Origin of the sequence: Chitinophaga dinghuensis (genome assembly GCF_003259435.1) — a bacterium.
Taxonomy (GTDB): Bacteria; Bacteroidota; Bacteroidia; order Chitinophagales; family Chitinophagaceae; genus Chitinophaga; species Chitinophaga dinghuensis.
This window is the reverse complement of the sequence record NZ_QLMA01000003.1, coordinates 536,200-559,226: the sequence shown is the minus strand read 5'-3', so window position 1 is coordinate 559,226 and position 23,027 is coordinate 536,200. Positions and strand designations below refer to the sequence as shown.

Below are 23,027 nucleotides of genomic sequence, written 5' to 3'. Positions count from 1 at the left end.
CAACTTTAGAAAAAATTATGCAAAGCCACGGGATCATTTCCCGTGGCTTTATAATTTCATGGCAGTTGGAGCGACTGTCATCTCCCTAACATTACCCCCTATACGCAGCCATATTCATACAACAGCTCAGCAAGCCCCTTTGCGCACTTAGCCAGAAACGATTATCTTTGCTCCTCGCATTAACCATTTTCAGCATGAGTGTTGTACAATCAATCAGAACGGCCGCAGTGGCCGCCATTAAATCACTTTACGACCAACAGGTTTCGGAAGCTGACATCTCTGTCAATATTACCAAACCTGAATTCGAAGGTGAATACACCATTGTCGTTTTCCCATTCGCTAAAGTCAGCCGACAAAAACCGGAAGAAACCGGCCAACGCATCGGTGAATACCTGCTAAACAATCACCAGGAGCTGATCTCCGGTTTCAATGTGGTTAAAGGGTTCCTGAACCTCGTCATCAACCACAATTACTGGTCTGCCTTCCTGCAAAAAGAATACACCAATACTCAATTCGGAATTCAACCTGCCAATGGCAAAAAAGTCATGGTAGAATATTCCTCTCCTAATACCAACAAACCTTTACACCTCGGTCACCTGCGTAATAACTTCTTAGGTTATGCTATCGCTGAAATCCTGAAGGCGAACGGTTTTGAAGTGATTAAAGCCAACCTGGTTAACGACCGTGGTATACATATCTGTAAATCCATGCTGGCATGGCAGGAATTCGCTCATGGCGATACGCCGCAATCCACCGGTATCAAAGGCGATCACCTGGTAGGCGACTATTATGTGAAGTTCGAATCTGTTGTAAAAGAACAAGCGGAACCTATCATTGACCGCGTACTGGAACGCGATTTCCGCGATTTCAATCCTGCTGAAACAGAAAAGCTGGAGAAATTAGTAACGGCCCTGCATAAACCGGAAGTACAGGCAGATGAAGATAAAATAGGGAAAATTATGGGCGACATTAAAGAACTGTCCCGTAATAAAACCGAAATCATGCTGCAAGCTAAAATCATGCTGCAGCAATGGGAAGCTGGCAATCCGGAAGTACGCGAGCTGTGGAATCAAATGAACAGCTGGGTATACGAAGGCTTCGACGTGACCTATAAAAAACTGGGCATCGACTTCGATAAAATGTACTACGAAAGCCAGACTTACCTGTTAGGTAAAGACCTGGTGGAAGATGGTCTGCGTAAAGGCGTCCTCTTTAAAAAAGAAGATAACTCCGTATGGATCGACCTCACCGCTGATGGACTGGATGAAAAGCTCCTCCTCCGTGGCGATGGCACTTCCGTATATATGACCCAGGATCTGGGTACTGCCCGTCTGAAATACGACGATTATCATATGGATCAAAGCATCTATGTGGTGGCAGATGAACAGAATTATCACTTCAAAGTATTACAACTGATCCTGGAGAAACTGGGTGAACCTGCCGCTCCTGGCATTTTCCACCTCAGTTATGGCATGGTGGAACTGCCACATGGTCGGATGAAAAGTCGTGAAGGTACCGTTGTGGATGCCGATGATATGATAACAGAGATGATCAATGCTGCTGAAGTTAAGACCAAAGAACATGCGGTTAGAAAACTGGCAGATGTATCGGAAGATGAACTCTATGAACTGTTTGAGACGATTGGTCTGGGCGCCATGAAGTTCTTCCTGTTACGGGTGGATCCTAAGAAGAGAATGATTTTCAATCCGGAAGAATCTATTGATCTGAATGGCTTCACTGCTGCATTCGTTCAATATGCGCATGCACGTATCAAATCTATTCTGCGCGATGCGGATAATATGGATGCGAAAGCGGGTCTGAATCAGTTTAACTATAACGGTTCCCTGCTGCCATTGGAGAAAGAACTGATATCCCTGAACGAGCAGTTCCCTGGCATTCTGATGGATGCGTATAAGGAAATGAGTCCTTCCGTGATTGCGAATTATGCATTCCAACTGGCACAAACCTTCAACTCCTTCTACGCCGAAAAAGTAGACAATGTACCTACATATGCTATTACAAAAGCGGAAAGCGAGGAGAAGAAAAAACTACGTTTGCAGATCATTCAGATGACTGCAAATACTATTGCGAAAAGTATGCAGCTGCTGGGTATTCGTGTACCTGAGCGTATGTAATAAACTAAAAACGCTGCGGACCGGAAGGTTCGCAGCGTTTAGCAGCTTGCAGCCACCGTGGCCAAACTGCCGAAGAAGATACCACAGTCATCAGCACAATGTTACAAGAGCTTGCCTTTCCTGTAAACGTTGTTTGTAATCACTTCTCTACTGTGGCGAATAACTTGTATAATTATAACGTATATTCTGCGCAGTTAGTTTATAGACCCGGCATTTGTTGTGCCTGATCGCATATTCGTTCTCCCTTCTCTTTCTCACCTGCACCCATATACGATTTCCCCAACATAAACAGCGCAAAAGCATTACCAGGCTGATGTTTGAGGACAGCTTTCCATGCATCTACGGCTGCCGGATAATTCTCTTTTCTGTAATTGGCATGTGCCAGATTAAATAATACCTGTTCGTTATCAGGGTCCAGGGCACTGGCTTTCGTCAGTAACTGAATGCTTTTATCCAATTGTCCGCATTGCATGGCAGCTACGCCGGCATGGAAACAGAACAATGCCTGTTGATCGTATCCATGGAGAATGGCTTTATCAAAAGCCCTGGTGGCAGCGGGATAATCTGTATCATTAAAATACATCATGCCCAGTTGATACCAACTTTCTGCATGTGAGCTGTCTATTGTTAATGCCCGCTGATAATAGTGTATGCTTTCCCGGTAGTTCCCGAGCTGGCCTTGTATTTGTGCCAGTTTTTGTAACAGCAACCCATTATCAGGATGCTCCTGAATGGCGTCCTGGAGCACTTCCAGGGCATTATCGTACTGCTGAAGATGATAATAACTAAGTCCTATTATCGTGGTAGCAGTATTTACTCCCAGCTGTTTTGCACGTAAACTGTATTGCAAAGCATGCTGATAGTCCTTACCTGCAAAGTAACTATCTCCCAGTTCACTATACGCAGCAGCACAGTTAGCATCCGCCTGAATGGCTGTCAGAAAGCGTTCCCGCGCAGCGAGTAGCTGTCCTGACTTTTTCAGAGCAAGACCTTCCCGTACCAGTTGGCGGGACTTATCATGTGATGTATTCCGATGGATCGCTGTGGCAGGCTGAATTCCCATCCATAGCAACAGGAATGGTATCAGCAGGTTTTTTCGACAGGATATCATGAATCGGCATTTGCGTATACCGACAAATATAAATAAATATTAATTTATAGATATTATTTTTTTATCCTATAGGAAGACACGGATCAGATGGACAGCAAACTGCCATTGAAAGCCAGGGGAAGCAGGTCATTCGCTTTTTCTACGATGATTACTTTACCGCTAAGGCCACCCATAATCAGGCGGATAGGCTCTTGCTGGCGCATTTCCACTTCTGCCAGTGATTGGCGGCAGATGCCACAGGGAGATATAGGTTGTGAGCTATCTCCATTTAGGTTATGATAACTAATAGCGATTGTTTCTATGGCTACTTCAGGATAAACGGAAGCAGCTGCTGCCAGCGCAACTCTTTCTGCACAGAGGCCTACAGGAAAGGAGGCATTTTCCTGGTTGGAGCCAGCGATGATTTCGCCGTTAACGAGCCTTGCTATAGCTCCAACCTGGAAATGAGAATATGGTGCATACGCATGTTGCGTAACGTCACGAGCTTCATTGAGCAGCCATGCATCCGCATCATCCAGTTCAGTGATATCATCATAAACGGAATACTCGAATTGTTGCAGTTGTTTTGCCATGACTGTAATTTATTGCGTTATTTAATTGTTCTGAACAGTCTGCTCCAGCGGATTCCGCCTTCACCATAGCTCATCCAGATCATCCATGCTTTACCTACTACGTGATCTTCCGGAACAAAGCCCCAGTAGCGGGAATCGAGGGAGTTATTTCTATTGTCTCCCATCATCCAGTAGTAGTTCATTTTAAAAGTATAGCTATCTGTAGGCTGACCGTTGATGATAAATTTACCATCTTTCCTTTCTAAGGTATTGCCTTCGTAGACGCGAATTACTCTGTCATACAGGGAAATATTGCTATCATCCAGTTTAACAGTAGCGCCTTTTTTAGGAATGTATAAAGGACCAAAGTTTTCGTCTGTCCAGCGATGATGAATCGTATCATGTGGGAAGATATCATTCATATCGAAGAGGGCATTGATATTTTCATCTTCCGCCATGTGAATATTTTTCACTACTGGGAATTGTTTCAAGGCCTCTGCCTGTGCAGGTGTCAGGTTATATTCAAACGTATTTGCGTTGATGGTCTGGAAAGGACCGGAGATACCCAGATCATCCAAACGTGTTGGGTTCAGCGGTTCAGAAATTTCCACAACATAGTTGTGCTGACTGCCAGGAGGAACAGGTGCAGCCTGACCATTTACGAATACTTGGCCGTGAACAATACTGATTGTATCGCCTGCCTCCGCCATACAGCGTTTAATATAGTTTTCCGTTTTATCAACCGGACGATGAATAATTTTATAGGTATTGTTTACCTGTGACCAGCCGTATAAGCGAACCAGCCTGTAATAGCTGGGATCTGGCTGATCCAGAGCAACCGTGTCTCCCTCTGGGAAATTAAACACGACCACATCATATCGCTTAATGTCTGTAAAACCTGGCAACCTGCGATATTTCCATTGCACTGCTTCGGAGAAAGCAGGAGTGTTCTTTGTAAACGGCATGGTATGATGCACGAAAGGCACTGCCAATGGGGTCATCGGAATACGTGGACCATAACTGATCTTGCTTACAAACAGAAAGTCGTTTACAAGCAGGGTCTTCTCCATGGAAGGAGTAGGAATGGTATAGGCCTCAAAAATAAAAGTGCGAATCAGTGTAGCGGCTATAATAGCGAATATACCAGCGTCCAGCCATTCCCGAGCCACAGATTTCTTTTTCTTGGGCTGCTTGTCCTTATTATTTTTCCAAAATGCCAGGTTCATTCAGTTAGGCTTAAATTAAATGCTTAAAAAGGCAAATATAATATTCTGTCTTATCCTTCCAGCTTTTATCAGGGAAAACTTTCTTAAAAATACATTAATGTTTAACCCAAGAAATGGCCTCCAGACGGATAATTCCATCACTAAAGATATTGAAAAAAGCGTAAGCGGAGAGGAATAAGACGGTTGTCTGGCCCTTAGAGCAGGTTTTCCGCCAGGATGCGGCTGATTTCTTCAGCCCTGTTCATCACCATAAAATGGCCACCATTGTGAATTATATGGGTGGGATGTACGTACTTGATAGGAAAAGGATGATCTTTATCTCCGTTGATATGCACCAGGTTTTCCGGCAAATATTCATTCTGCCAATGCAGCATAACGTTGACGGCCCAACGGGTATAGGCATAATCTTTCTTAGCAAGATAGGCGCGCAACAACTCCTTCTCTTCGGCGGATTGTACGTCCATATAGCGTTCTACGACAAAACGGCGGTTCTGGAAAATGAGGAAATCAGGTAGTTGGAGCAGATGTAGTCTCAATACCCAATTAAAATATCCGGGTTTCTCCTGGGTATTCTTTATGCTTGATATGAGGATATTCTGGCTAACAGGCCGGATCTTGGCTATTTCCACGCTCATGATACCGCCAAAAGAGAGGCCGAGTAAGCTGACAGGACCATCAGTAGTGATGCTTTCCGCCATACGGGCAGCATAACTACTGATAGACTCATCTGGCAATGGGGGAATCCAGGGTAGGTAATGCAGCTCATAATCCGGTGGAAACTGAAGATGCTGGAATACTCTTTCATCAGCGCCCAGTCCACTTATGAGATACAAATGCTTCCTGTTCATTGCTATAATGTCTTAGGAATTGACTTTTTTCTTTTCGCGATTCGGCACTACGAAATCGTCCACATCTTCTACGGTGATCGTTTTACCGGAGAGGATTACCAGTCGCTCCACCACGTTTCTGAGTTCGCGGATATTTCCGGACCAGTTATGTTGTTGCAGCGCTTTCATGGCCTCTTTATCTATTGGTTTGCGGGCGATACCATATTCATTGCAAACGGCATCCAGGAAGCTGTCTACCAATAAAGGCACATCATCCCGACGGTCGTTCAGAGAAGGTACATGAATCAGAATCACGCTCAGACGGTGGTACAAGTCGAGGCGGAAATTCTTATCCTCCACTTCGCGGAGCAGATCTTTGTTGGTAGCTGCTACAACGCGTACGTCTACACTGATTTCTTTATCGCCGCCGACGCGGGTGATTTTGCCTTCCTGCAGGGCGCGTAGTACTTTAGCCTGGGCGCTGAGACTCATATCTCCGATTTCGTCGAGGAAGAGGGTACCGCCGCTGGCTTGTTCGAATTTACCGATGCGTTGTTTTACTGCGGAAGTAAAGGAACCTTTTTCGTGGCCGAACAGTTCACTTTCAATCAGTTCACTAGGGATGGCAGCGCAGTTCACTTCCACCATTGGACCGGCAGCGCGGCTGCTCAGTTCATGGAGCCAGCGTGCAACCAGTTCCTTACCTACCCCGTTCTCACCGGTAATGAGTACGCGGGCGTCGGTAGGAGCCACTTTCTCCAGTGTTTCTTTTATTTTGAGGATAGGAGACGACTGCCCTATCATTTCAGGCACTTTGTTCACTTTGCGGCGTAAGGTCTTGGTTTCTGTCACCAGGGTGGTTTTGTCCATGGCATTACGCAGTGTGATCAACAGGCGGTTCAGGTCTGGCGGTTTGGAGATATAATCATACGCGCCTTTTTTCACGGCATCTACTGCTGTATCGATGTTACCGTGACCTGACACCATAATGATGGGAATATCGGCATTGACTTCCCGGGCTTTTTCCAGAAATTCCAATCCATCCATTTTTGGCATTTTGATATCACACAGTACGGCATCGTACTGTTTATCTTTAAACATTTTAAACCCTTCTTGTCCATCTGCCGCCTCATCAACTTTGTACCCTTCGTAACTTAATATTTCCGTAAGGGTCTTACGGATGCTTTTTTCATCATCAATAATTAAAATGTTTGCCATAGTATGATTAAGTGTTAATTCACAGCGCCAAAAATAAGATACTTACCCAAGAATCCGGTATAATGAGTTGCTAAAATTTGTGGCTAAACGCAGTTAAATATCAGAATTAGTCCACTACCTTTGTAGATTTATATGTAATTTTATTGTTAGATCTCAGGTCTGACTCTGTAATTCCGAACCGCATATGAATGATTTTCTGGATGAATTGAAGCGGCGGCATCAATCGGCAGCGGCGAGCGCATTTCCTGCTACCGGAGCTGTCAATGACTTTGCCAACAATTTATTAAACTGGTTATTTCCCGAACATACCGGCCAGGTGATGGCCGATCCTGTCATGCTGGAGCAATATGGCCAGCAGCTGGAGATACAATTGGAACTGCTGTTACAATCGATGCAGCATCAATTACCGGATACAGCTATGCAGCTGAGCCGGCATTTTATGATGCAGGTACCGAATATGTATGAAGAGTTGAAGAAAGACGCGGATGCGATGTTACAGGGAGACCCGGCTGCTACCTGCCTCTATGAGGTCATCAGGGCTTATCCGGGGTTTTATGCAGTAGCCTTCTATCGGATGGCGCATATACTCTGTAAGCTGCGGGTTCCGCTCTTGCCGAGGATGATTACGGAGCTGGCACATAGCAAAACGGGGATTGATATTCATCCGGGAGCGGTGATTGCCCCATGGTTCTGTATAGATCACGGTACAGGCGTGGTTATTGGAGAAACTACTGTCATAGGGCCACATGTAAAGCTTTATCAGGGCGTCACCCTGGGGGCGCTGAGTGTGGATAAGGAAATGGCGCATAACAAGCGTCATCCGACCATTGAGGAGCATACTGTTATTTATGCGGGGGCCACTATTCTCGGAGGAGATACGGTAGTCGGGCATCACAGTATTATTGGCGGTAACGTGTGGCTGATCAGAAGTGTGGAGCCATTTTCCCGTATTTATTACAAAGCAGAACACAGATTAACAGAACTGTAATCATAAGCCATGGCTACAATATTAGATCTGGTGGGCAATACCCCACTGGTAGAACTGAAAAAGATTTCCGCTAACCCCGCCGTAACCATTTATGGCAAGCTGGAAGGGAATAACCCTGGCGGCAGTGTAAAAGACCGGGCCGCCTTTGGGATGATCAAAGGGGCGCTGGACAGAGGCGAACTGAAACCAGGCGTTAAGCTCATTGAAGCCACCAGTGGCAATACCGGTATTGCATTGGCGATGATAGCCAATCTTTTCGGTATTGAGATAGAGTTGGTGATGCCATCAGACGCTACGCTGGAAAGGGTGCAAACCATGCAGGCTTATGGCGCTAAAGTAATCCTGACGCCGAAGGAGCATTCGATGGAAGGTTCCATTGATTATGCCAATGAGCAGGTAGCGAATGGCGGTTATTTTATGTTGAATCAGTTTGCCAACCCGGATAATTACATGATGCACTACAAAACTACTGGTCCTGAGATATGGAAAGATACGCAGAGCAGGATAACGCATTTTGTAAGTGCCATGGGAACAACGGGGACTATTATGGGCGTATCGCGGTTTTTGAAGGAGCAGAATCCGGATATACAGATTGTAGGTTGTCAGCCTACTGATGGTTCTAAGATTCCAGGTATCCGTAAATGGCCGGAGGCGTATTTACCGAAGATTTTCGACAGATCCCGGGTAGACAGGATAATGGATATTTCAGAGGCGGAAGCCCGTGAAATGACGAAACGATTGGCAAGAGAGGAGGCGGTATTTTGTGGAATGAGTAGTGGCGGGGCCGTGGCTGCAGCAGCGAGATTATCGAAGGAGCTGCGTAGTGGCGTATTGGTATGTATTATATGCGATCGGGGCGACAGGTACCTGAGCAGTGATTTATTTGCGTAGATATATAAAGCAGCATACATAAAAAAAGTCCGTCTCTACCTGTTAGAGACGGACTTTTTTGTTTATAACGAAGTTGAAATTACTTCTTCATGTACATTACTTCTTTCACCAGTTTCACGGTACGTTCTACATCTGGGAGGTAGAGTTTCACGAGGTTTGGCGCGTAGTGCATAGGAGCATCCTGTGCGGTGATACGACGGATTGGAGCATCCAGGTAGTCGAAGCCTTCTTTCTGGATACGGTAGGTAATTTCGGAAGAAACGGAAGCGAAAGGCCATTGTTCTTCAACGATTACCAGGCGGTTTGTTTTCTTAACAGATTCCAAGATGGTGAACCAGTCGAGCGGGCGGATGGTACGGAGATCGATTACTTCGGCTTCGATACCTTCTTTAGCCAGTTCTTCAGCGGCGCCGAGAGCTACTTTCATCATTTTGTTGAAAGAAACGATGGTAACGTCTTTACCTGCGCGTTTGATATCTGCTTTACCGATTGGGATGATGTATTCTTCTTCAGGAACTTCGCCCATATCGCCGTACATCTGTTCAGATTCCATGAAAACAACTGGATCTTCGTCGCGGATGGCGGCTTTCAGCAGACCTTTAGCATCGTAAGGGTTAGATACGGAGATTACTTTCAGGCCTGGGATATTGGCATAGTAGCTTTCGAAAGCAGTGGAGTGCTGAGCACCCAGCTGACCAGCTGAACCGTTAGGGCCGCGGAAAACGATAGGGCAACCTACCTGTCCACCGCTCATTGCCAGCATTTTAGAGGCAGTATTGAGGATCTGGTCTAATGCGAGAACTGCGAAATTCCAGGTCATGAACTCTACTACCGGGCGAAGACCGTTTTGTGCGGCGCCTACGCCAATGGCAGCGAAACCGAGTTCAGCGATCGGCGTGTCGATAACACGTTTAGGTCCAAACTCATCCAGCATTCCCTGGCTCACTTTGTAAGCACCATTATATTCGGCTACTTCCTCCCCCATAAGGAAAACCCGTTCATCACGGCGAAATTCCTCCTGCAGGGCTTCTCTTAAGGCTTGTCTGAAAGCTATCTGACGCATGCTAATCTTAATAAAGTTTGAAAGTTTAATTGCCTAGTTTTCTTTTAGGCAGGGCAAAAATATCGTTTGTTGGCGAAAAAGCAAAGGAAAAAAAACCAGACAACATAAAGTATAATATTTATATATTTATATTTTGATATCTAATTATCTTTCACATCCTGTTGAAATGATTACCATTACTATCCTTGGTATATCTTACCTGGCTGCGCTTTCGATCCGTATTAAAAATGCGAAAGCGCCTGTATTGCGGCTATTGACCTGGAATATCCACATTATTTTGATGGCCTTGGCCATCATCAGTCTGTTTTTGTCTTTAAATGGCTACGGATTTAAAGGAGCTCAGACGGAGCGAATCATATTTTCCTTGTATGCAGGTACAGGTTTGATCCTCTATGGTCTCTCCAAGCCCGAAATTAACGCCCGTTATTATTACCTGGCCGGATTATTCGCCCTACCCTTTGTGCTGGCATTTGGGCTTATAATACCGATTGTACGCACTTATGTGCTAATGCTGGCACTTACATTATATGCCGACAGCGAGTTCCAGCGCTATAAAATTGATGATGATTATGCTATTCAGACGAAAACAATGGGAATTATGTCCCGCTATCCTGTTTACAGCATGATAGAAGACAAATATGGCATTTTCGAAAAAATAACGCCGGGCATTCTTGATCCGCAAGCCTTTCCAAGCGCGGTACGCCTGACCAAAAAAGGGGCCGATAGTGTGAGGATTCAGTTAATAAAGAGTGGTACAATGAAGACTGGTGGCACAAACAGTATAGATACGATAATGGCTTTAAAACAGGGTTATTTGCAATAAATAGAAGGAAAATGGGCAAAGTGGTCCGGATGTATTTAGGACATGCTGTACAAGCGGATATACTCAGCGTTTCGTGGTCTGAAGTAAGCTTTAATACATTCAGTGTTTCTAATACAAATTTGGATATGATTCTTATCCCGGAATCCAGAATCAGGGTATAATTCATCACCTTCAATAAATGGGCTTCTTACGGAGTCAAAATGCCTGTTTCCTTCAAGATCATTGATTTTAAATAAATATTCAAGGACTGCACAATCAAGTTCCCGGAGCAACAGGTCTTCGGTCTGGCCGATACGAAGGTTCTTTGGCAGAGATGCACCTAAATCAGATACAATTTTTGAGAGCCCAGAAAATGTAAACTTCACATATTGCAAATCCTTATAATCAGACAAATCCAAACAGTGTCCAAGATCCAACACAGCACCTACTACTGCCGGTTCTTCAATAGGACAGACTGCTCTTCCTTTATTCTGCTTTAATTCTATCGCAAACTGCATTGCTCTTGAGGGACTTCTTTCCCCAAAATAAATACCATGACCAAGCCAGTCATAATTATTCACACTGGGCCTTAACTCAACCTGCCCAGTAATTACTGCATGTGCTACTTTAGCATCGCATCCATGAAATCCGATCATACATTTTGCTTGAATTGGTTTAAACGTTTGTATGGTTCTGTAAAATTTAAATGCTCATCGAGAATACCAGCCGCAATGAGATCTCTGACACCCAACGAAGGATCACTTGAATATCTTTCAATTCTATTACGAATTGCTGCAAGGCTTTTCTCATAATCTCTTTTCCGAGTTGCCTCCTGATCGAAAAAACCTTCAGGATTAATAACGACTTCAACTGTTTTGATCATAACTAAATTTTGAAATGAATGAGATGAATATACTTTCACTGTAACCGAAGCGGCGGCAAATTGGGATCTGCTCTATAGCCCGTCCATGGATCAATACGATTCAAATCATCGTCAATTTTGATTAAGCGCGCATCAATACCATCAAACCGCTTTTCAATCCTGTGATCCATTACTTTTAATTCCTCCTCCATGGTGTCAAACCTGCGCTCTAAAAGGTGAAACCTTTGCTCATATCTGATATCCATTGAAATGAGCTTGACCTCCAGGTCTTTCCCTTGCTTGTTCAACTCCTGCATGTTAGTCTCCATCACCAGGAGCCGATCATCCACTTTTTGGAATCTATTATCTATTCCGTTGAGACGATTATCAAGCCCCTTTAAAGCAACTAAAATTTCTTTCATCTGATCATGTGACATAAATACTTGTTTTTGAGTTAAGAAATCAATTTCTACTTCCAAAAGTAGCAAGCTTTACCTTCTCGAAAATCAATGCTAAAGTTAATCAATTGTTATTGATAATTAATAATTTACATATTATTATAAAGATGTAAAATGGATCATTCTGATCCTGAAACGCACAAAAAAAGCCTGTCATTTTCAGACAGGCTCTCTTCAAAATATTATGGCAGTTATTATACGCGTTCAATGATGATTGCACTGGCGCCACCACCACCATTACAAATACCCGCTACACCATAGCGCGCATTCTCCTGATGTAAAATGGAATTCAGCGTAACCACGATTCTTGCACCACTGCAGCCAATCGGATGGCCCATAGATACGGCGCCACCCCAAACATTCACTTTCTCCATTGGCAGTCCCAGATCTTTGGCATTCGCAATAGGTACACAGCTAAAGGCTTCATTTACCTCTGCAAAATCCATATCTGTAATCTTCAGACCCGCTTTATGCAATGCATTGTTGATCGCTTTTACCGGCGTAGTAGTGAACCATTCAGGCGCCTGCGATGCATCTGCAAAACTTACGATCTTAGCCAGTGGCTTCAGACCCAGCTCCTTCAGCTTCTCGCCACTTACCAGTAATACGGCAGCTGCTCCATCATTCAGATTGGAGGCGTTTGCAGCTGTAATAGTACCGTCTTTCTGGAAAGTAGGCTTCAGAGAAGGGATTTTATCGAAAATTACCTTTTTGTAATCTTCATCTTCTGCAATTGTAACTACTTGTTTGCCAGGAATCTCTACTGGCAGTACTTCTGATTTGTAATAACCTTTCTCCCATGCTTCAGCAGCACGCTTGTAACTCTGTACTGCGTACGCGTCCTGATCTTCACGGGTGATATGATATTCGCTCGCGCAGATTTCTGCTGCATTGCCCATATGGAAATCTTTATAAGGGTCCCAAAGGCCATCGCGGATAATACCATCGGTAACACTGCCATGTCCCAGCTTATAACCGGTGCGGGCTTTATCCAGGTAATAAGGTACCTGACTCATGTTTTCCATACCGCCAGCTACCACTACATCGTTATCTCCGAGCATAATGCTCTGAGCGCCCAACATAATGGCTTTCATACCGGAAGCACATACTTTGTTAATAGTGGTGGCAGGAACTGTATTAGGAAGGCCTGCACCCAGACTCGCCTGCGTTGCCGGGGCCTGTCCCAGGTTGGCACTGAGTACATTACCCATATACACTTCATTTACCTGATCCGCAGCTACTCCAGCCTTTTCAAGCGCCGCCTTGATGACGATTGAACCCAGTTTAGTTGCAGCAATTCCAGACAGCCCACCGTTAAATGAACCTATTGGTGTACGAACAGCAGATACTATAAATACTTCTTTCATCTGATAAAAGATTGTTTGGCTTATGATAATCTCCAAATATAACGAAAAGGAAGGGAATGTGCGCTCACTGGGATTTTTACTGTATGTTTGCAGATGTATTTGTAAAGAACGTGATTTCTCAGAACACCATACAACAGATTCTCAGCCGCATAGATATTGTGGAAATTGTCGGTTCGTTTGTGAAACTCAAAAAGCGCGGCGCCAACTATTTAGGCAACTGCCCTTTTCACAATGAAAAGACTCCCAGCTTCACCGTATCTCCCAGTAAGGAAATCTATAAATGCTTCGGTTGCGGCGCCTCTGGCAACGCGATCAGCTTCGTCATGGAGCATGAGAAATACTCCTACGTGGAAGCCCTTCGCTGGCTGGCGCAAAAATACCAGATAGAGGTAGAAGAAACGGAAGTAAGTCCCGAACTCCGCCAATACCAGCAACTGGCCGACAGTCTTTACATCATCAACGGATTCGCCAAAGAATACTTCACCGATACCCTCTTTCAGTCGGAAGAAGGCCAGAATGTAGGCCTCTCCTATTTTGAAGAACGAGGATTCACGGAAGAGACTATACGTAAATTCCAACTGGGTTACTGCCTGAATACCCGCGACTCTTTCGTTAAAACGGCTACCGCAAAAGGCTATAACCTGGAATACCTCCAGAAAACGGGCCTGGTAACCATCCGCAACGAACAACCTGCGGATAACTACCGCGGACGTGTCATCTTCCCTATCCATAACCAATCGGGAAAAGTACTCGGTTTCGGCGCCCGTATCCTCGTAAAAACAGATAAGGCGCCTAAGTATATCAACTCCCCGGAGAACGAGATATACATTAAAAGTCGCGTCCTCTACGGCACCTACTTCGCCAGACATGCCATTGATAAGCTCAATGAATGTCTGCTCGTAGAAGGTTATACAGACGTTATTTCCCTGCACCAGGCAGGCGTGGAAAACGTAGTGGCATCCAGCGGTACTTCTCTTACGCAGGACCAGCTTCGCCTTGTAAAAAAATACACCAATAACCTCACTATCATCTACGATGGCGATGCCGCAGGTATAAAGGCGGCCCTCCGTGGTCTGGATATGGCCATCGAAGAAGGATTGAATGTGAAGCTGGTATTGCTCCCGGAAAAAGAAGACCCGGATAGTTACGTACAACGTATTGGAGCAAACGCTTTCCGCGAGTTTATTGAAGAAAATAAGAAAGACTTTGTTCTCTTTAAACTGGAAATAAGTCTCCGTGACGCCGGCAACGATAATGTAAAAAAATCGCAGCTGGTAAATGAAATCGCAGAAACAATTTCCAAGATTGATAAAGCAGAAGATTTCACCCGTCAACAGGATTATATCCGCCAATGCAGCCAGCTCCTGAAAATTGATGAACAGGGCCTGATCACGCTGGTGAATAAATACATACGGGAGCGACTCGTAAAAAGAGAACAACAGTACAATAAAAATAACCCTACTCCTGCCGACGATGCCCTCTCCGATGAGGCGATTGCAGCCATGGAGGCAGCAGAAGCGGCATATGGAGGCGAGAATCTCTTTAACCCTGATGAAAAACAGGAAAGAGAACTGGTAAAAATACTACTCCGTTTTGGCGATCGGCCATTCAGCGAGGAATCACAGAATACTGTAGCAGATTACGTCTTCCATCTCCCCTATGATTTTGAGTCATTGGTAGACAGCGATCTGGTAAAACGTATCCTCCGGGAATATAAACGCATCTATGATGAAGGAACTGTTCCCGATAAGAAGATGTTCCTCTATCATGAAGACCAGGACCTGGCAAAAAGTATTGCTCTTATCATTGAAGATAAAGAAGCTGACCTCAGCATTAACTGGAAGGAGCGTTTTGAAATTGATACGGTATATGGAGACGTAGCCTATCTGAAAGACACTATTTCTACCAGTAACTACCTTATTCTGCGGAAAATCAAGAAGATGATTATGGAAAACCAGCAGGAAGCCGCTAATCTCAGCGATATGGAGGAGTTAAAACGCTGTATGGAACTACACCAGCACCTGAAACAACTCGAGAAGGAGCTGACCCAGGGGCTGGGTACCGTTATCTTTAAATAATATTTGTCTACCTGATTTTTCCCCAAATCTGGAACGAGAAAGGAAATTGATTTCTTTCATCTGCCTCATGGCGTTCATCACTTTCCAATGTCCATTTATTGCCATCTATTTCCGGAAAAAAAGCATCTCCTGGAACAACAGCGTAAACGCGGGTCATGTAGATTTTATCCGTGATCTCCATTGCCTGATGAAAGATTTCACCTCCACCGGTAATGAACACTTCCTGTACATCATAGGTATTCGCATGTTCCAGGGCAGCCTGGAGAGAATCTACCACAATAGTACCGGCTGGCGCATAGTTGGGCTGGCGGGTAATCACGATATTCGGACGATTAGGCAAAGGCTTACCCAATGATTCAAAGGTTTTGCGTCCCATAATAATGGGTTTGCCTGTGGTCGTGTTTTTAAAATATTTCATGTCGTCCGCAATACGCCATGGCAACTGGCCATTAATGCCAATAGCGTTATTCTCGGAAGCGGCTACTATAATGGAAACTGTTTTCATAAGATTTGCTTAAACCGCTACTGGTGCTTTGATAGCTGGGTGAAACTGATAGTTCTGCAATTCAAAATCTTCATAATTGAAGGCAAAAATATCTTTTACTGCCGGGTTGATTTTCATTACAGGCAGTGGATATGGCTGGCGACTCAATTGCAATTGCGCCTGTTCCATATGGTTGCTGTAGAGATGCACATCACCGAAGGTGTGTACGAAATCGCCCGGTTCCAGGTCGCATACCTGGGCCACCATCATGGTCAGGAGTGCATAGGAAGCAATATTGAAAGGTACGCCCAGGAATACGTCCGCGCTTCGCTGATAAAGCTGGCAGCTTAGTTTTCCACGGGTTTCGCCTTTGGCAGTATCCGGAGGCGTCACATAAAACTGGAAAAGACAATGGCAGGGACTGAGCTTCATGTCTGGCAAATCCCCTACATTCCAGGCATTCACTATAATGCGGCGGGAATCCGGATTATTTTTGATGGTGTTTACAACATCCGTGATCTGGTCTATCACACGGCCATCGCGGGTTTCCCAACTGCGCCATTGTTTACCGTAAACAGGACCGAGATTACCATTGGCATCTGCCCACTCATCCCATATGCTCACGCCATGTTCTTTCAGGTAAGCAATGTTCGTGTCTCCCTTTAAAAACCAAAGGAGCTCATATATAATGGATTTCAGATGCAACTTTTTGGTGGTCACCAGGGGAAAACCATCCTGCAGATTGAACCGCATTTGGTAACCAAACACGCTCGTAGTACCGGTACCGGTACGATCTGACTTTACAACTCCATCCTTAATAATATGCTGTAATAATGAAAGGTACTGCTCCATAATGCGGGCAAGATACGAAGTTTTAAAAAATAGCGGGAGCCTCAGATCATCATATGATAGGAAAGCGACAATTCAAGAGAATATAAAAAAAATACTTTAAATAAAAAAAGTGGATTTATCTGCAATTTTCGTAATCTGCCAAATATTTTTCAGACAGGATATTTCCCCCAACTTGACGACTATACGAAGATAATTTGCCACGTGCCCTGAAATGTAGTAATAGCCAGCAAAGAGTAGCAAAACGATAGGATTAACCGTCCATCCAAAGTCCATTATTGAAAAAGAAACAGACCGGATTCTCAAAAGACCAAAATCGAATTAACCTAAAAAAACAAGAAAACTAAGCTGCTTTAGAACCCGATCACCATTGGTGATCCCATTTTACATATTTATCAACTCCATTTACTATGCTTCTATCCAGATTCACCTTTCTGGTGTTGTTACTCGTATGCTGTATTGTGACCTATGCCCAGCAGCCAATTACGGGTAAAACACAAGATGCCGCCAACGGACGCCCTATCCCGGGTGTTACCATTAGAATTCCTAACAGTACACGTGGTACCGTATCTGATGCTGACGGAAAGTTCAGCATCGTGGCAAATTCCGCCAACACCACGCTGGTATTTAGTTTCACAGGGTACAAGACAAAAACAGTTGCTATTACCCAGAGCAGTAGTCCGCTTACCGTTTCCATGGAAGAAGACTTCGCCAAATTGGATGAGGTGGTGGTGACAGGTATGGCTACTACTGTTAAGAGAAGAAACCTGGCCAATGCGGTAGCCACTATTTCCTCCAGGGAACTGACTGGAGTAGCGCCTGCACAAACCTTTGATGCAGCGCTCAGTGGAAAAGTGCCAGGAGCTTTGATTACCGCCAACTCCGGCGCTCCCGGCGGCGGTATTTCTGTTAAGCTTCGCGGTATCACTTCCATCTTCGGGAACTCGCAGCCACTGTTTATCGTGGATGGCGTATTCTTTAACAACAGCAGTATTCCTGCAGCGCTGAATGATGTAACCGGCGCCGCTACTGCCGGTAACCCACAAAACCAGGATAACCCTTCCAGTCGTATCGCGGATCTGAATCCTAACGATATTGAAAATGTGGAAATCCTCAAAGGCGCTTCCGCCGCTGCACTCTATGGCGCGAAAGCCGCTGCCGGCGTAGTTATTATCACCACCAAGAAAGGGAAAAGCGGTAAGACAAATATCAGTTTCAACCAGGAAACCGGTTTTGTAAAAGCGCGTCATCTGATGGGCGTACGCGCGTTCACCCCTGAAACAGCTGCCGACCTCGCAGGATCTGCTACCAGCACAGATCCTGATGTAATCAAAGCGAGGGCCTGGTACAAAGCAAAATTCCAGGCAGCGCAGGCAGCAGGAAAAATATTTGATTATGAAAAGGAAATGTATGGAGAGACAGGGTTAGTCCTGAATTCCAATATTTCTGTAAGCGGCGGCTCTGACAAAACCACTTTTTTTGCTTCTGCCAATCGCCGCAAAGAAGACGGTATCATCAAGAATACTGGCTATCTCAACAACTCTGTACGCCTCAACGTAGATCACAAAATTTCTGATCGTGTATCCCTTGGCGTTACTACCAATTATATTAATTCATCGGCAGACAGAGGTATGACCAACAACGATAACAATGGCGTTACCTTTGGCGTTGCCCTCTCCTCTACCCCTGGCTGGATAGACATCCATCCAAATGCACAGGGAGAATATCCGGTGGATTCCTTCGCAGCATCCAACCCGTTACAAACAAGAGACAGAGCTACCAATAATGAAACCACGAACCGTTTTGTAGGTGGCGGAAATTTGGATGCGATTTTCCAACAAAGCAAAACCAGTACTACCCGCCTTATTTTACGTGGAGGTGTGGACTTCTTCAACTTCAAGACCCTGGCGCTTTTCCCTCGCGATCTGCAATTTGAAAAGAACAGCCAGTTAGGTCACTCCATTCAGGGAATGAGTAATAACCTGAACACTAACTTCGCCGGATTCCTGGTAAATACTTTCAATCCCAACAGTAATCTGACATTATCCAGTACCCTCGGCGCCACGTATGAAACAGGGTATTTTGAGAATATCACTACTGTGGCCACCAATATCATTACGGACCAAAGTAATGTGGATCAAAGCGCCAATGCCACTACCCGGCAATTCCGCATGAAATATCGTGATAATGGTATTTTCCTCCAGGAAGATCTGACCTTAATTGATGCGATCACGCTCTCTGGTGGCGTGCGTTTCGACCGTTCCAGCAATAACGGAGACTATAAAAAATACTATGTATTCCCTAAAGCGGCCGCTTCATGGAATATTTCCAAAATGTCTTTCTGGCATTCGGACTTAATCGATAACCTCAAGCTACGCGCGGCTTACGGCCAATCCGGAAATGTGCCTCCATACGGTAGTAAGTTCATCTCCCTATTACCCAGCAATATCAATTCCTACCCTGGTATTCTGTTAGATAACCTCAGAGGAAATCCTGATATCAAACCGGAAAGACAAACAGAGCTTGAAACAGGGATCGACATCAGTATTCTGAAAGGTCGTATCAGTTTGGAAGCCTCTTATTACAACAAGAAAATTTACGATCTGCTGTTGCGCCATACCCTCCCAGCTTCCAATGGTTATGTAAGCGAGTGGAAAAATAGTGGCGACCTTCGCAACCGAGGTATAGAACTGGGTATTACCGCTATTCCTGTGAATTCGCCTAAAGTGAAATGGACGACCAACATCAACTGGTGGAAGAACAAGGCGGTATTAACCAAACTCGTGATACCTCCATTTGCAATTGGCGCATTCGGTAACTCTCTCGGTACTTTCTACCTGGAAGAAGGACAGCCTGCCACCCAGATCAAAGGAACTGTTGGCGGTTCTCTCAAATCGCTGGGCAATGCGGAACCAGACTTCCAGACCAGTTGGTACAACGAGGTTACTTTCCTCAAAAACTTCTCTTTCCGTTTCTTATTACATTGGAAGAAAGGCGGGGATAATATCAATCTTACGCAACTGCTGACAGACCTGGGCGCTACCTCCGCTGATTATGACAATATCATCAACGGAAAAAAAGCCGGAGCGTACAGACCTAATGCCGGCGACGCTTCTATCTATGTACAGGATGCTTCGTACATACGTATACGTGAGATCGGTCTTTACTACAACATACCGCTTACCAATGTGAAACATATCAGAGGAATCAGACTGGGTGTCTCTGCTAATAATTTCTTCACCTGGACAAAATATATTGGGTACGATCCTGAAGTATCCAATTTCGGAAGTAACACGATGACTACTGCTCAAAGTCGCGGTAGCAACGGACTTTCCACTGGTGTAGACGTTATGCCATATCCTGCCTCTAAGAGAGCGAGTTTCCATTTTGGCATTGACTTCTGATTCTTCAACAGACAAAATTTATTCACATGAAAAAGTATCATCAATATATACAACTCGCAGTACTGGCTGGCATTATGCTGTTGTGTCATGCTTGTCAGAAAGGAGAGATTCTTAACCTGAATACGCCTACAGATGTCATTATACTTAATCCCAGCAAGGCGGATCTGAACAACTTAGTATCCGGAGTTGAATCTGGTATGAGAAGAGATGTGGGCACTTACCTGGACGATGTAGGGGTAATTGGCAGGGAGATTTACAGATTCTCCAATTCTGAACCACGTTGGGTAACGGATATGTTGACCAGTGGATTAGACAACAATACTTTCTACCTAAGTAATCCATGGGCATCCAGGTACCTGGTTATTCGTCAATGCTGGCTCATTTTGCAGGGTGCGGCCAACTGCAAATCCATTACAGATGCGGAACGCAAAGGATTTACCGGATTCGCAAAAACCATCATCGGTTATCAGCTCTTGCTGAATCTGAATCTGACGGATGTAAATGGCGTACGTATTCCCACCGCAGATCCCACCTATATTGGACCTGTTATCAAAGATCCGGGACAGGTACAGGATTCTATCCTGAAATACCTGGCAGATGGCGCAGCTGATTTAAGCGCCTCTTCTGTGATCTTCCCATTGTCTGCCGGATTTGGCAGCTTCAATAACGCAGCAGGACTGACGCAATTCAACCGTGCGCTGGCAGCCCGTGTAGATGCTTATCGTAAAAACTGGGCCAGCGTACTCACTGATCTGAGCGGCTCTTTTATGGATATGAATGGTAAATTCAGCACAGGGGTTTATCACTACTTTTCTACTGGCGGCGGCGATCAGGTGAATCCTTCCTTCATTGCGCTTAACGGCACAGGGGAAGTAAGAGCGGTACAACCTAGTTTTGCAACAGACATCCTGCCTGGAGATGATCGTATCTCGAAAGCGCCATTACGCACCGCTACTGTTAGCCAATCGGGCCTCACAAGTAACCGTGATCTCTGGATCTGGACGGCCCTGGATGCACCTATTTCCATCATTCGAAATGAAGAGTTGATATTATTGTATGCAGAGGCAAAGATTCAGTTAGCCAGCTATCCTGATGCAGAGGTAGCGCTGAATACTATCAGGGCCGGGCACAATTTGCCTCCTTATGGCGGGGCCATTACAGCCCCTGCGTTGTTGAATGAATTATTATACCAGCGTCGATATTCGTTGTTGGGAGAGGGTCATCGCTGGATTGATATGCGGAGATATGGCCGATTGGGAGATTTGCCAATAGACAGGCCGAATGACAAGGTTTGGCCCAACTTCCCGCTACCACAAACAGAAGTCAATATCTAATCTTGCTTGCGCATAGCATTTTAATCTGGAGAAGCATAAAAAAAGGGCTGGCCATTTATTTGGTCAGCCCTTTACACTGTATTTACAAAATTATAATCCTCTGCGTTTCATTTCTTTTCTGATCAGGCCCAGTTCTCGTCCCATTTGTCCGGCAATGGAAGTATTTTCCTGTGCACGGCGGATCAGGTAAGGCATTACATCTTTCACTGGTCCGTAAGGCAGGTATTTGGACACGTTATAACCGGCATGTGCCAGGTTAAAGGTGATGTTATCGCTCATCCCCAGCAGCTGGGAGAAGCTGATATGTTCATGGTTATGTGCGTAGCCTTTATCGTGGAGGATACGGGCAGCCAGCATACAGCTGTCTTCGTTGTGGGTACCGATGAACAGGCCCAGGTTATCCAGGTTTTCCAGGCAGAAGCTAACCCCTGCATCGTAATCCTTATCAGTAGCAGCTTTGCTAGGCTGGATAGGTGTTGGATAACCTTTTTCAGCGGCGCGTTTGTTTTCTTTTTCCATGTAAGCGCCGCGTACCAGTTTAGCGCCCAGCAGGTAGCCTTCTTTTTGCGCTTTGGCGAGGGAAACTTTCAGGAATTCCAGTCTGTCGTGGCGATACATCTGGAAAGTATTGAAGATGATGACTTTTTTCTTGTTGAACAGGGCCATCATTTCGTCTGTGAGGTCGTCCACTGGCTGTTGAATCCAGGATTCTTCCGCATCTACGAGGATACCTACACTATTTTTGGCAGCAGCTTCCGCGATGGAAAGTACGCGTTTGCGCACTCTTTCGAACTCCTGTTGTTCTTCGGTGGTAAGGGTTTCGCCGGCATGGATTTTTTCCAGGAGGCTGAAACGGGCAAAACCGGTGATTTTGATAGCGATGAATGGAATATCCGGACGGGAGGCCGCATATTCAATAGCGCGAATGAATTCAGGCACTGCATGGTCGTAGTTTTCTTCTCCTTCCATGGCTTCCACACCATAATCCAGGGCTACGCCTACATGGTAGTTGCCCAGCTGTAATGCAGTGTGCGCTGCTTCTTCGAGTGTTTCTCCTCCGCAGAACTGGGAGAAGATTGTATTTTTAATAATGCCTTTAATAGGTAATCGCAGTTTGAATGCGATGGGAGTAAACGTGGCGCCCAGTTTAACTAACCAAGGTTTCCCTATGTTACTAAAGAGAAAGTTGGCTTTTTTCAAGGCTTTGTCGGTCTTTGCCTCAAATGCAATAGCCGTATTATCGAATGATAAAGGTAGCTGCTTTTCCATGGGCCGCAAAGTTAGGGTGGTCCGACGGTTCCAACAAAAAACATTGGCCGGTTGAAACATCTTTTTAACAGCATTAACAGATATTGTCGATTGCTTGATAGAAATTGGAA

The 23,027-nt window shown here is 45.1% G+C and carries 20 protein-coding genes; 7 read left to right on the top strand and 13 right to left on the bottom strand.

Translation table 11 applies throughout. The annotated features are described in order from the left end of the window. Positions 1–194: 194 nt before the first annotated feature. Positions 195–2,135: an arginine--tRNA ligase gene (argS, locus tag CLV59_RS11370; RefSeq protein WP_111592147.1), complete on the top strand. Its 1,941-nt coding sequence runs from the start codon at positions 195–197 to the stop codon at positions 2,133–2,135. A gap of 199 nt (positions 2,136–2,334) precedes the next feature. Here the strand turns inward: argS and CLV59_RS11365 are convergent, their stop codons facing one another. The 5 genes from CLV59_RS11365 to CLV59_RS11345 form a co-directional block, all read right to left on the bottom strand. Continuing rightward, a complete protein-coding gene (locus CLV59_RS11365) occupies positions 2,335–3,246 on the bottom strand; it encodes a tetratricopeptide repeat protein (protein ID WP_111592146.1) in 912 nt (303 codons plus the stop codon). A gap of 83 nt (positions 3,247–3,329) precedes the next feature. Beyond that, on the bottom strand, positions 3,330–3,818 hold the full coding sequence (locus CLV59_RS11360) for a cytidine deaminase (protein WP_111592145.1): 489 nt from the start codon (positions 3,816–3,818) through the stop codon (positions 3,330–3,332). Between the two features lie 17 nt (positions 3,819–3,835). Beyond that, the gene (gene lepB, locus CLV59_RS11355; RefSeq protein ID WP_111592144.1) at positions 3,836–5,023 is read right to left on the bottom strand and encodes a signal peptidase I; all 1,188 of its coding nucleotides are present in this window, start codon (positions 5,021–5,023) and stop codon (positions 3,836–3,838) included. A gap of 194 nt (positions 5,024–5,217) precedes the next feature. Further along, positions 5,218–5,871, bottom strand: coding sequence for an alpha/beta fold hydrolase (locus CLV59_RS11350; protein WP_111592143.1), 654 nt, complete (start codon positions 5,869–5,871; stop codon positions 5,218–5,220). Between the two features lie 12 nt (positions 5,872–5,883). Continuing rightward, a complete protein-coding gene (locus tag CLV59_RS11345) occupies positions 5,884–7,068 on the bottom strand; it encodes a sigma-54-dependent transcriptional regulator (protein ID WP_111592142.1) in 1,185 nt (394 codons plus the stop codon). 184 nt (positions 7,069–7,252) lie between these two features. Between CLV59_RS11345 and CLV59_RS11340 the strand changes: the two genes are divergently transcribed. Further along, on the top strand, positions 7,253–8,056 hold the full coding sequence (locus tag CLV59_RS11340; RefSeq protein ID WP_111592141.1) for a serine O-acetyltransferase: 804 nt from the start codon (positions 7,253–7,255) through the stop codon (positions 8,054–8,056). A gap of 9 nt (positions 8,057–8,065) precedes the next feature. Beyond that, positions 8,066–8,947 carry a cysteine synthase CysM gene (gene cysM / locus CLV59_RS11335; RefSeq protein ID WP_111592140.1) on the top strand — a complete coding sequence of 294 codons (882 nt, stop codon included), beginning with the start codon at positions 8,066–8,068 and terminating at the stop codon, positions 8,945–8,947. Positions 8,948–9,026: 79 nt separating this feature from the next. Here cysM and CLV59_RS11330 read toward each other — a convergent pair whose 3' ends face one another. Next, positions 9,027–10,010, bottom strand: a complete 984-nt coding sequence (locus CLV59_RS11330; protein ID WP_111592139.1) for a pyruvate dehydrogenase complex E1 component subunit beta — start codon at positions 10,008–10,010, stop codon at positions 9,027–9,029. Between the two features lie 166 nt (positions 10,011–10,176). Here CLV59_RS11330 and CLV59_RS11325 point away from each other — a divergent pair, with 166 nt between their 5' ends. Then, positions 10,177–10,833 (top strand): hypothetical protein, encoded by a 657-nt coding sequence (locus tag CLV59_RS11325; RefSeq protein WP_111592138.1) that lies wholly within the window; start codon positions 10,177–10,179, stop codon positions 10,831–10,833. 35 nt (positions 10,834–10,868) lie between these two features. Here the strand turns inward: CLV59_RS11325 and CLV59_RS11320 are convergent, their stop codons facing one another. From CLV59_RS11320 to CLV59_RS11305, 4 genes are all read right to left on the bottom strand, one after another. Further along, complete coding sequence (locus CLV59_RS11320) at positions 10,869–11,468, bottom strand: hypothetical protein (RefSeq protein ID WP_111592137.1); 600 nt, start codon at positions 11,466–11,468, stop codon at positions 10,869–10,871. Continuing rightward, positions 11,465–11,695, bottom strand: coding sequence for a hypothetical protein (locus CLV59_RS11315; protein ID WP_111592136.1), 231 nt, complete (start codon positions 11,693–11,695; stop codon positions 11,465–11,467). The genes CLV59_RS11320 and CLV59_RS11315 overlap by 4 nt, the downstream gene beginning before the upstream one ends. A 35-nt stretch (positions 11,696–11,730) precedes the next feature. Next, entirely contained in the window at positions 11,731–12,153 is a 423-nt protein-coding gene (locus CLV59_RS11310) for a hypothetical protein (protein WP_146616166.1), read from the bottom strand. 173 nt (positions 12,154–12,326) lie between these two features. Continuing rightward, complete coding sequence (locus CLV59_RS11305) at positions 12,327–13,499, bottom strand: acetyl-CoA C-acyltransferase (RefSeq protein WP_111592134.1); 1,173 nt, start codon at positions 13,497–13,499, stop codon at positions 12,327–12,329. An 83-nt stretch (positions 13,500–13,582) separates the two neighbouring features. On the opposite strand from CLV59_RS11305, the gene dnaG reads away from it, so the two are divergent. Beyond that, on the top strand, positions 13,583–15,577 hold the full coding sequence (gene dnaG, locus CLV59_RS11300) for a DNA primase (protein WP_245950853.1): 1,995 nt from the start codon (positions 13,583–13,585) through the stop codon (positions 15,575–15,577). 7 nt (positions 15,578–15,584) lie between these two features. Here dnaG and CLV59_RS11295 read toward each other — a convergent pair whose 3' ends face one another. Further along, positions 15,585–16,082, bottom strand: a complete 498-nt coding sequence (locus CLV59_RS11295) for a dihydrofolate reductase (RefSeq protein ID WP_111592133.1) — start codon at positions 16,080–16,082, stop codon at positions 15,585–15,587. Positions 16,083–16,091: 9 nt separating this feature from the next. After that, positions 16,092–16,913: a thymidylate synthase gene (locus CLV59_RS11290; RefSeq protein WP_111592132.1), complete on the bottom strand. Its 822-nt coding sequence runs from the start codon at positions 16,911–16,913 to the stop codon at positions 16,092–16,094. Positions 16,914–17,320: 407 nt separating this feature from the next. Here CLV59_RS11290 and CLV59_RS11285 point away from each other — a divergent pair, with 407 nt between their 5' ends. Together CLV59_RS11285 and CLV59_RS11280 are read left to right on the top strand one after the other, a co-directional pair. Further along, entirely contained in the window at positions 17,321–20,314 is a 2,994-nt protein-coding gene (locus tag CLV59_RS11285; protein ID WP_111592131.1) for a SusC/RagA family TonB-linked outer membrane protein, read from the top strand. Between the two features lie 26 nt (positions 20,315–20,340). Beyond that, positions 20,341–21,648, top strand: a complete 1,308-nt coding sequence (locus CLV59_RS11280) for a RagB/SusD family nutrient uptake outer membrane protein (protein WP_111592130.1) — start codon at positions 20,341–20,343, stop codon at positions 21,646–21,648. A gap of 90 nt (positions 21,649–21,738) precedes the next feature. Here CLV59_RS11280 and CLV59_RS11275 read toward each other — a convergent pair whose 3' ends face one another. Beyond that, on the bottom strand, positions 21,739–22,917 hold the full coding sequence (locus CLV59_RS11275) for a proline dehydrogenase family protein (protein WP_111592129.1): 1,179 nt from the start codon (positions 22,915–22,917) through the stop codon (positions 21,739–21,741). Positions 22,918–23,027 lie beyond the last annotated feature (110 nt).

What these genes read in the sequence shown, in the direction of transcription:
- dnaG (WP_245950853.1), top strand. Translation starts at nt 13,583, where the DNA reads ATGTTTGCAGATGTATTTGTAAAGAACGTGATTTCTCAGAACACCATA.
- CLV59_RS11360 (WP_111592145.1), bottom strand. Translation starts at nt 3,818, where the DNA reads ATGGCAAAACAACTGCAACAATTCGAGTATTCCGTTTATGATGATATC.
- CLV59_RS11350 (WP_111592143.1), bottom strand. Translation starts at nt 5,871, where the DNA reads ATGAACAGGAAGCATTTGTATCTCATAAGTGGACTGGGCGCTGATGAA.
- CLV59_RS11345 (WP_111592142.1), bottom strand. Translation starts at nt 7,068, where the DNA reads ATGGCAAACATTTTAATTATTGATGATGAAAAAAGCATCCGTAAGACC.
- CLV59_RS11325 (WP_111592138.1), top strand. Translation starts at nt 10,177, where the DNA reads ATGATTACCATTACTATCCTTGGTATATCTTACCTGGCTGCGCTTTCG.
- CLV59_RS11315 (WP_111592136.1), bottom strand. Translation starts at nt 11,695, where the DNA reads ATGATCAAAACAGTTGAAGTCGTTATTAATCCTGAAGGTTTTTTCGAT.
- CLV59_RS11285 (WP_111592131.1), top strand. Translation starts at nt 17,321, where the DNA reads ATGCTTCTATCCAGATTCACCTTTCTGGTGTTGTTACTCGTATGCTGT.
- CLV59_RS11320 (WP_111592137.1), bottom strand. Translation starts at nt 11,468, where the DNA reads ATGATCGGATTTCATGGATGCGATGCTAAAGTAGCACATGCAGTAATT.
- CLV59_RS11365 (WP_111592146.1), bottom strand. Translation starts at nt 3,246, where the DNA reads ATGATATCCTGTCGAAAAAACCTGCTGATACCATTCCTGTTGCTATGG.
- CLV59_RS11290 (WP_111592132.1), bottom strand. Translation starts at nt 16,913, where the DNA reads ATGGAGCAGTACCTTTCATTATTACAGCATATTATTAAGGATGGAGTT.
- cysM (WP_111592140.1), top strand. Translation starts at nt 8,066, where the DNA reads ATGGCTACAATATTAGATCTGGTGGGCAATACCCCACTGGTAGAACTG.
- CLV59_RS11275 (WP_111592129.1), bottom strand. Translation starts at nt 22,917, where the DNA reads ATGGAAAAGCAGCTACCTTTATCATTCGATAATACGGCTATTGCATTT.
- CLV59_RS11295 (WP_111592133.1), bottom strand. Translation starts at nt 16,082, where the DNA reads ATGAAAACAGTTTCCATTATAGTAGCCGCTTCCGAGAATAACGCTATT.
- argS (WP_111592147.1), top strand. Translation starts at nt 195, where the DNA reads ATGAGTGTTGTACAATCAATCAGAACGGCCGCAGTGGCCGCCATTAAA.
- CLV59_RS11330 (WP_111592139.1), bottom strand. Translation starts at nt 10,010, where the DNA reads ATGCGTCAGATAGCTTTCAGACAAGCCTTAAGAGAAGCCCTGCAGGAG.
- lepB (WP_111592144.1), bottom strand. Translation starts at nt 5,023, where the DNA reads ATGAACCTGGCATTTTGGAAAAATAATAAGGACAAGCAGCCCAAGAAA.
- CLV59_RS11305 (WP_111592134.1), bottom strand. Translation starts at nt 13,499, where the DNA reads ATGAAAGAAGTATTTATAGTATCTGCTGTTCGTACACCAATAGGTTCA.
- CLV59_RS11280 (WP_111592130.1), top strand. Translation starts at nt 20,341, where the DNA reads ATGAAAAAGTATCATCAATATATACAACTCGCAGTACTGGCTGGCATT.
- CLV59_RS11340 (WP_111592141.1), top strand. Translation starts at nt 7,253, where the DNA reads ATGAATGATTTTCTGGATGAATTGAAGCGGCGGCATCAATCGGCAGCG.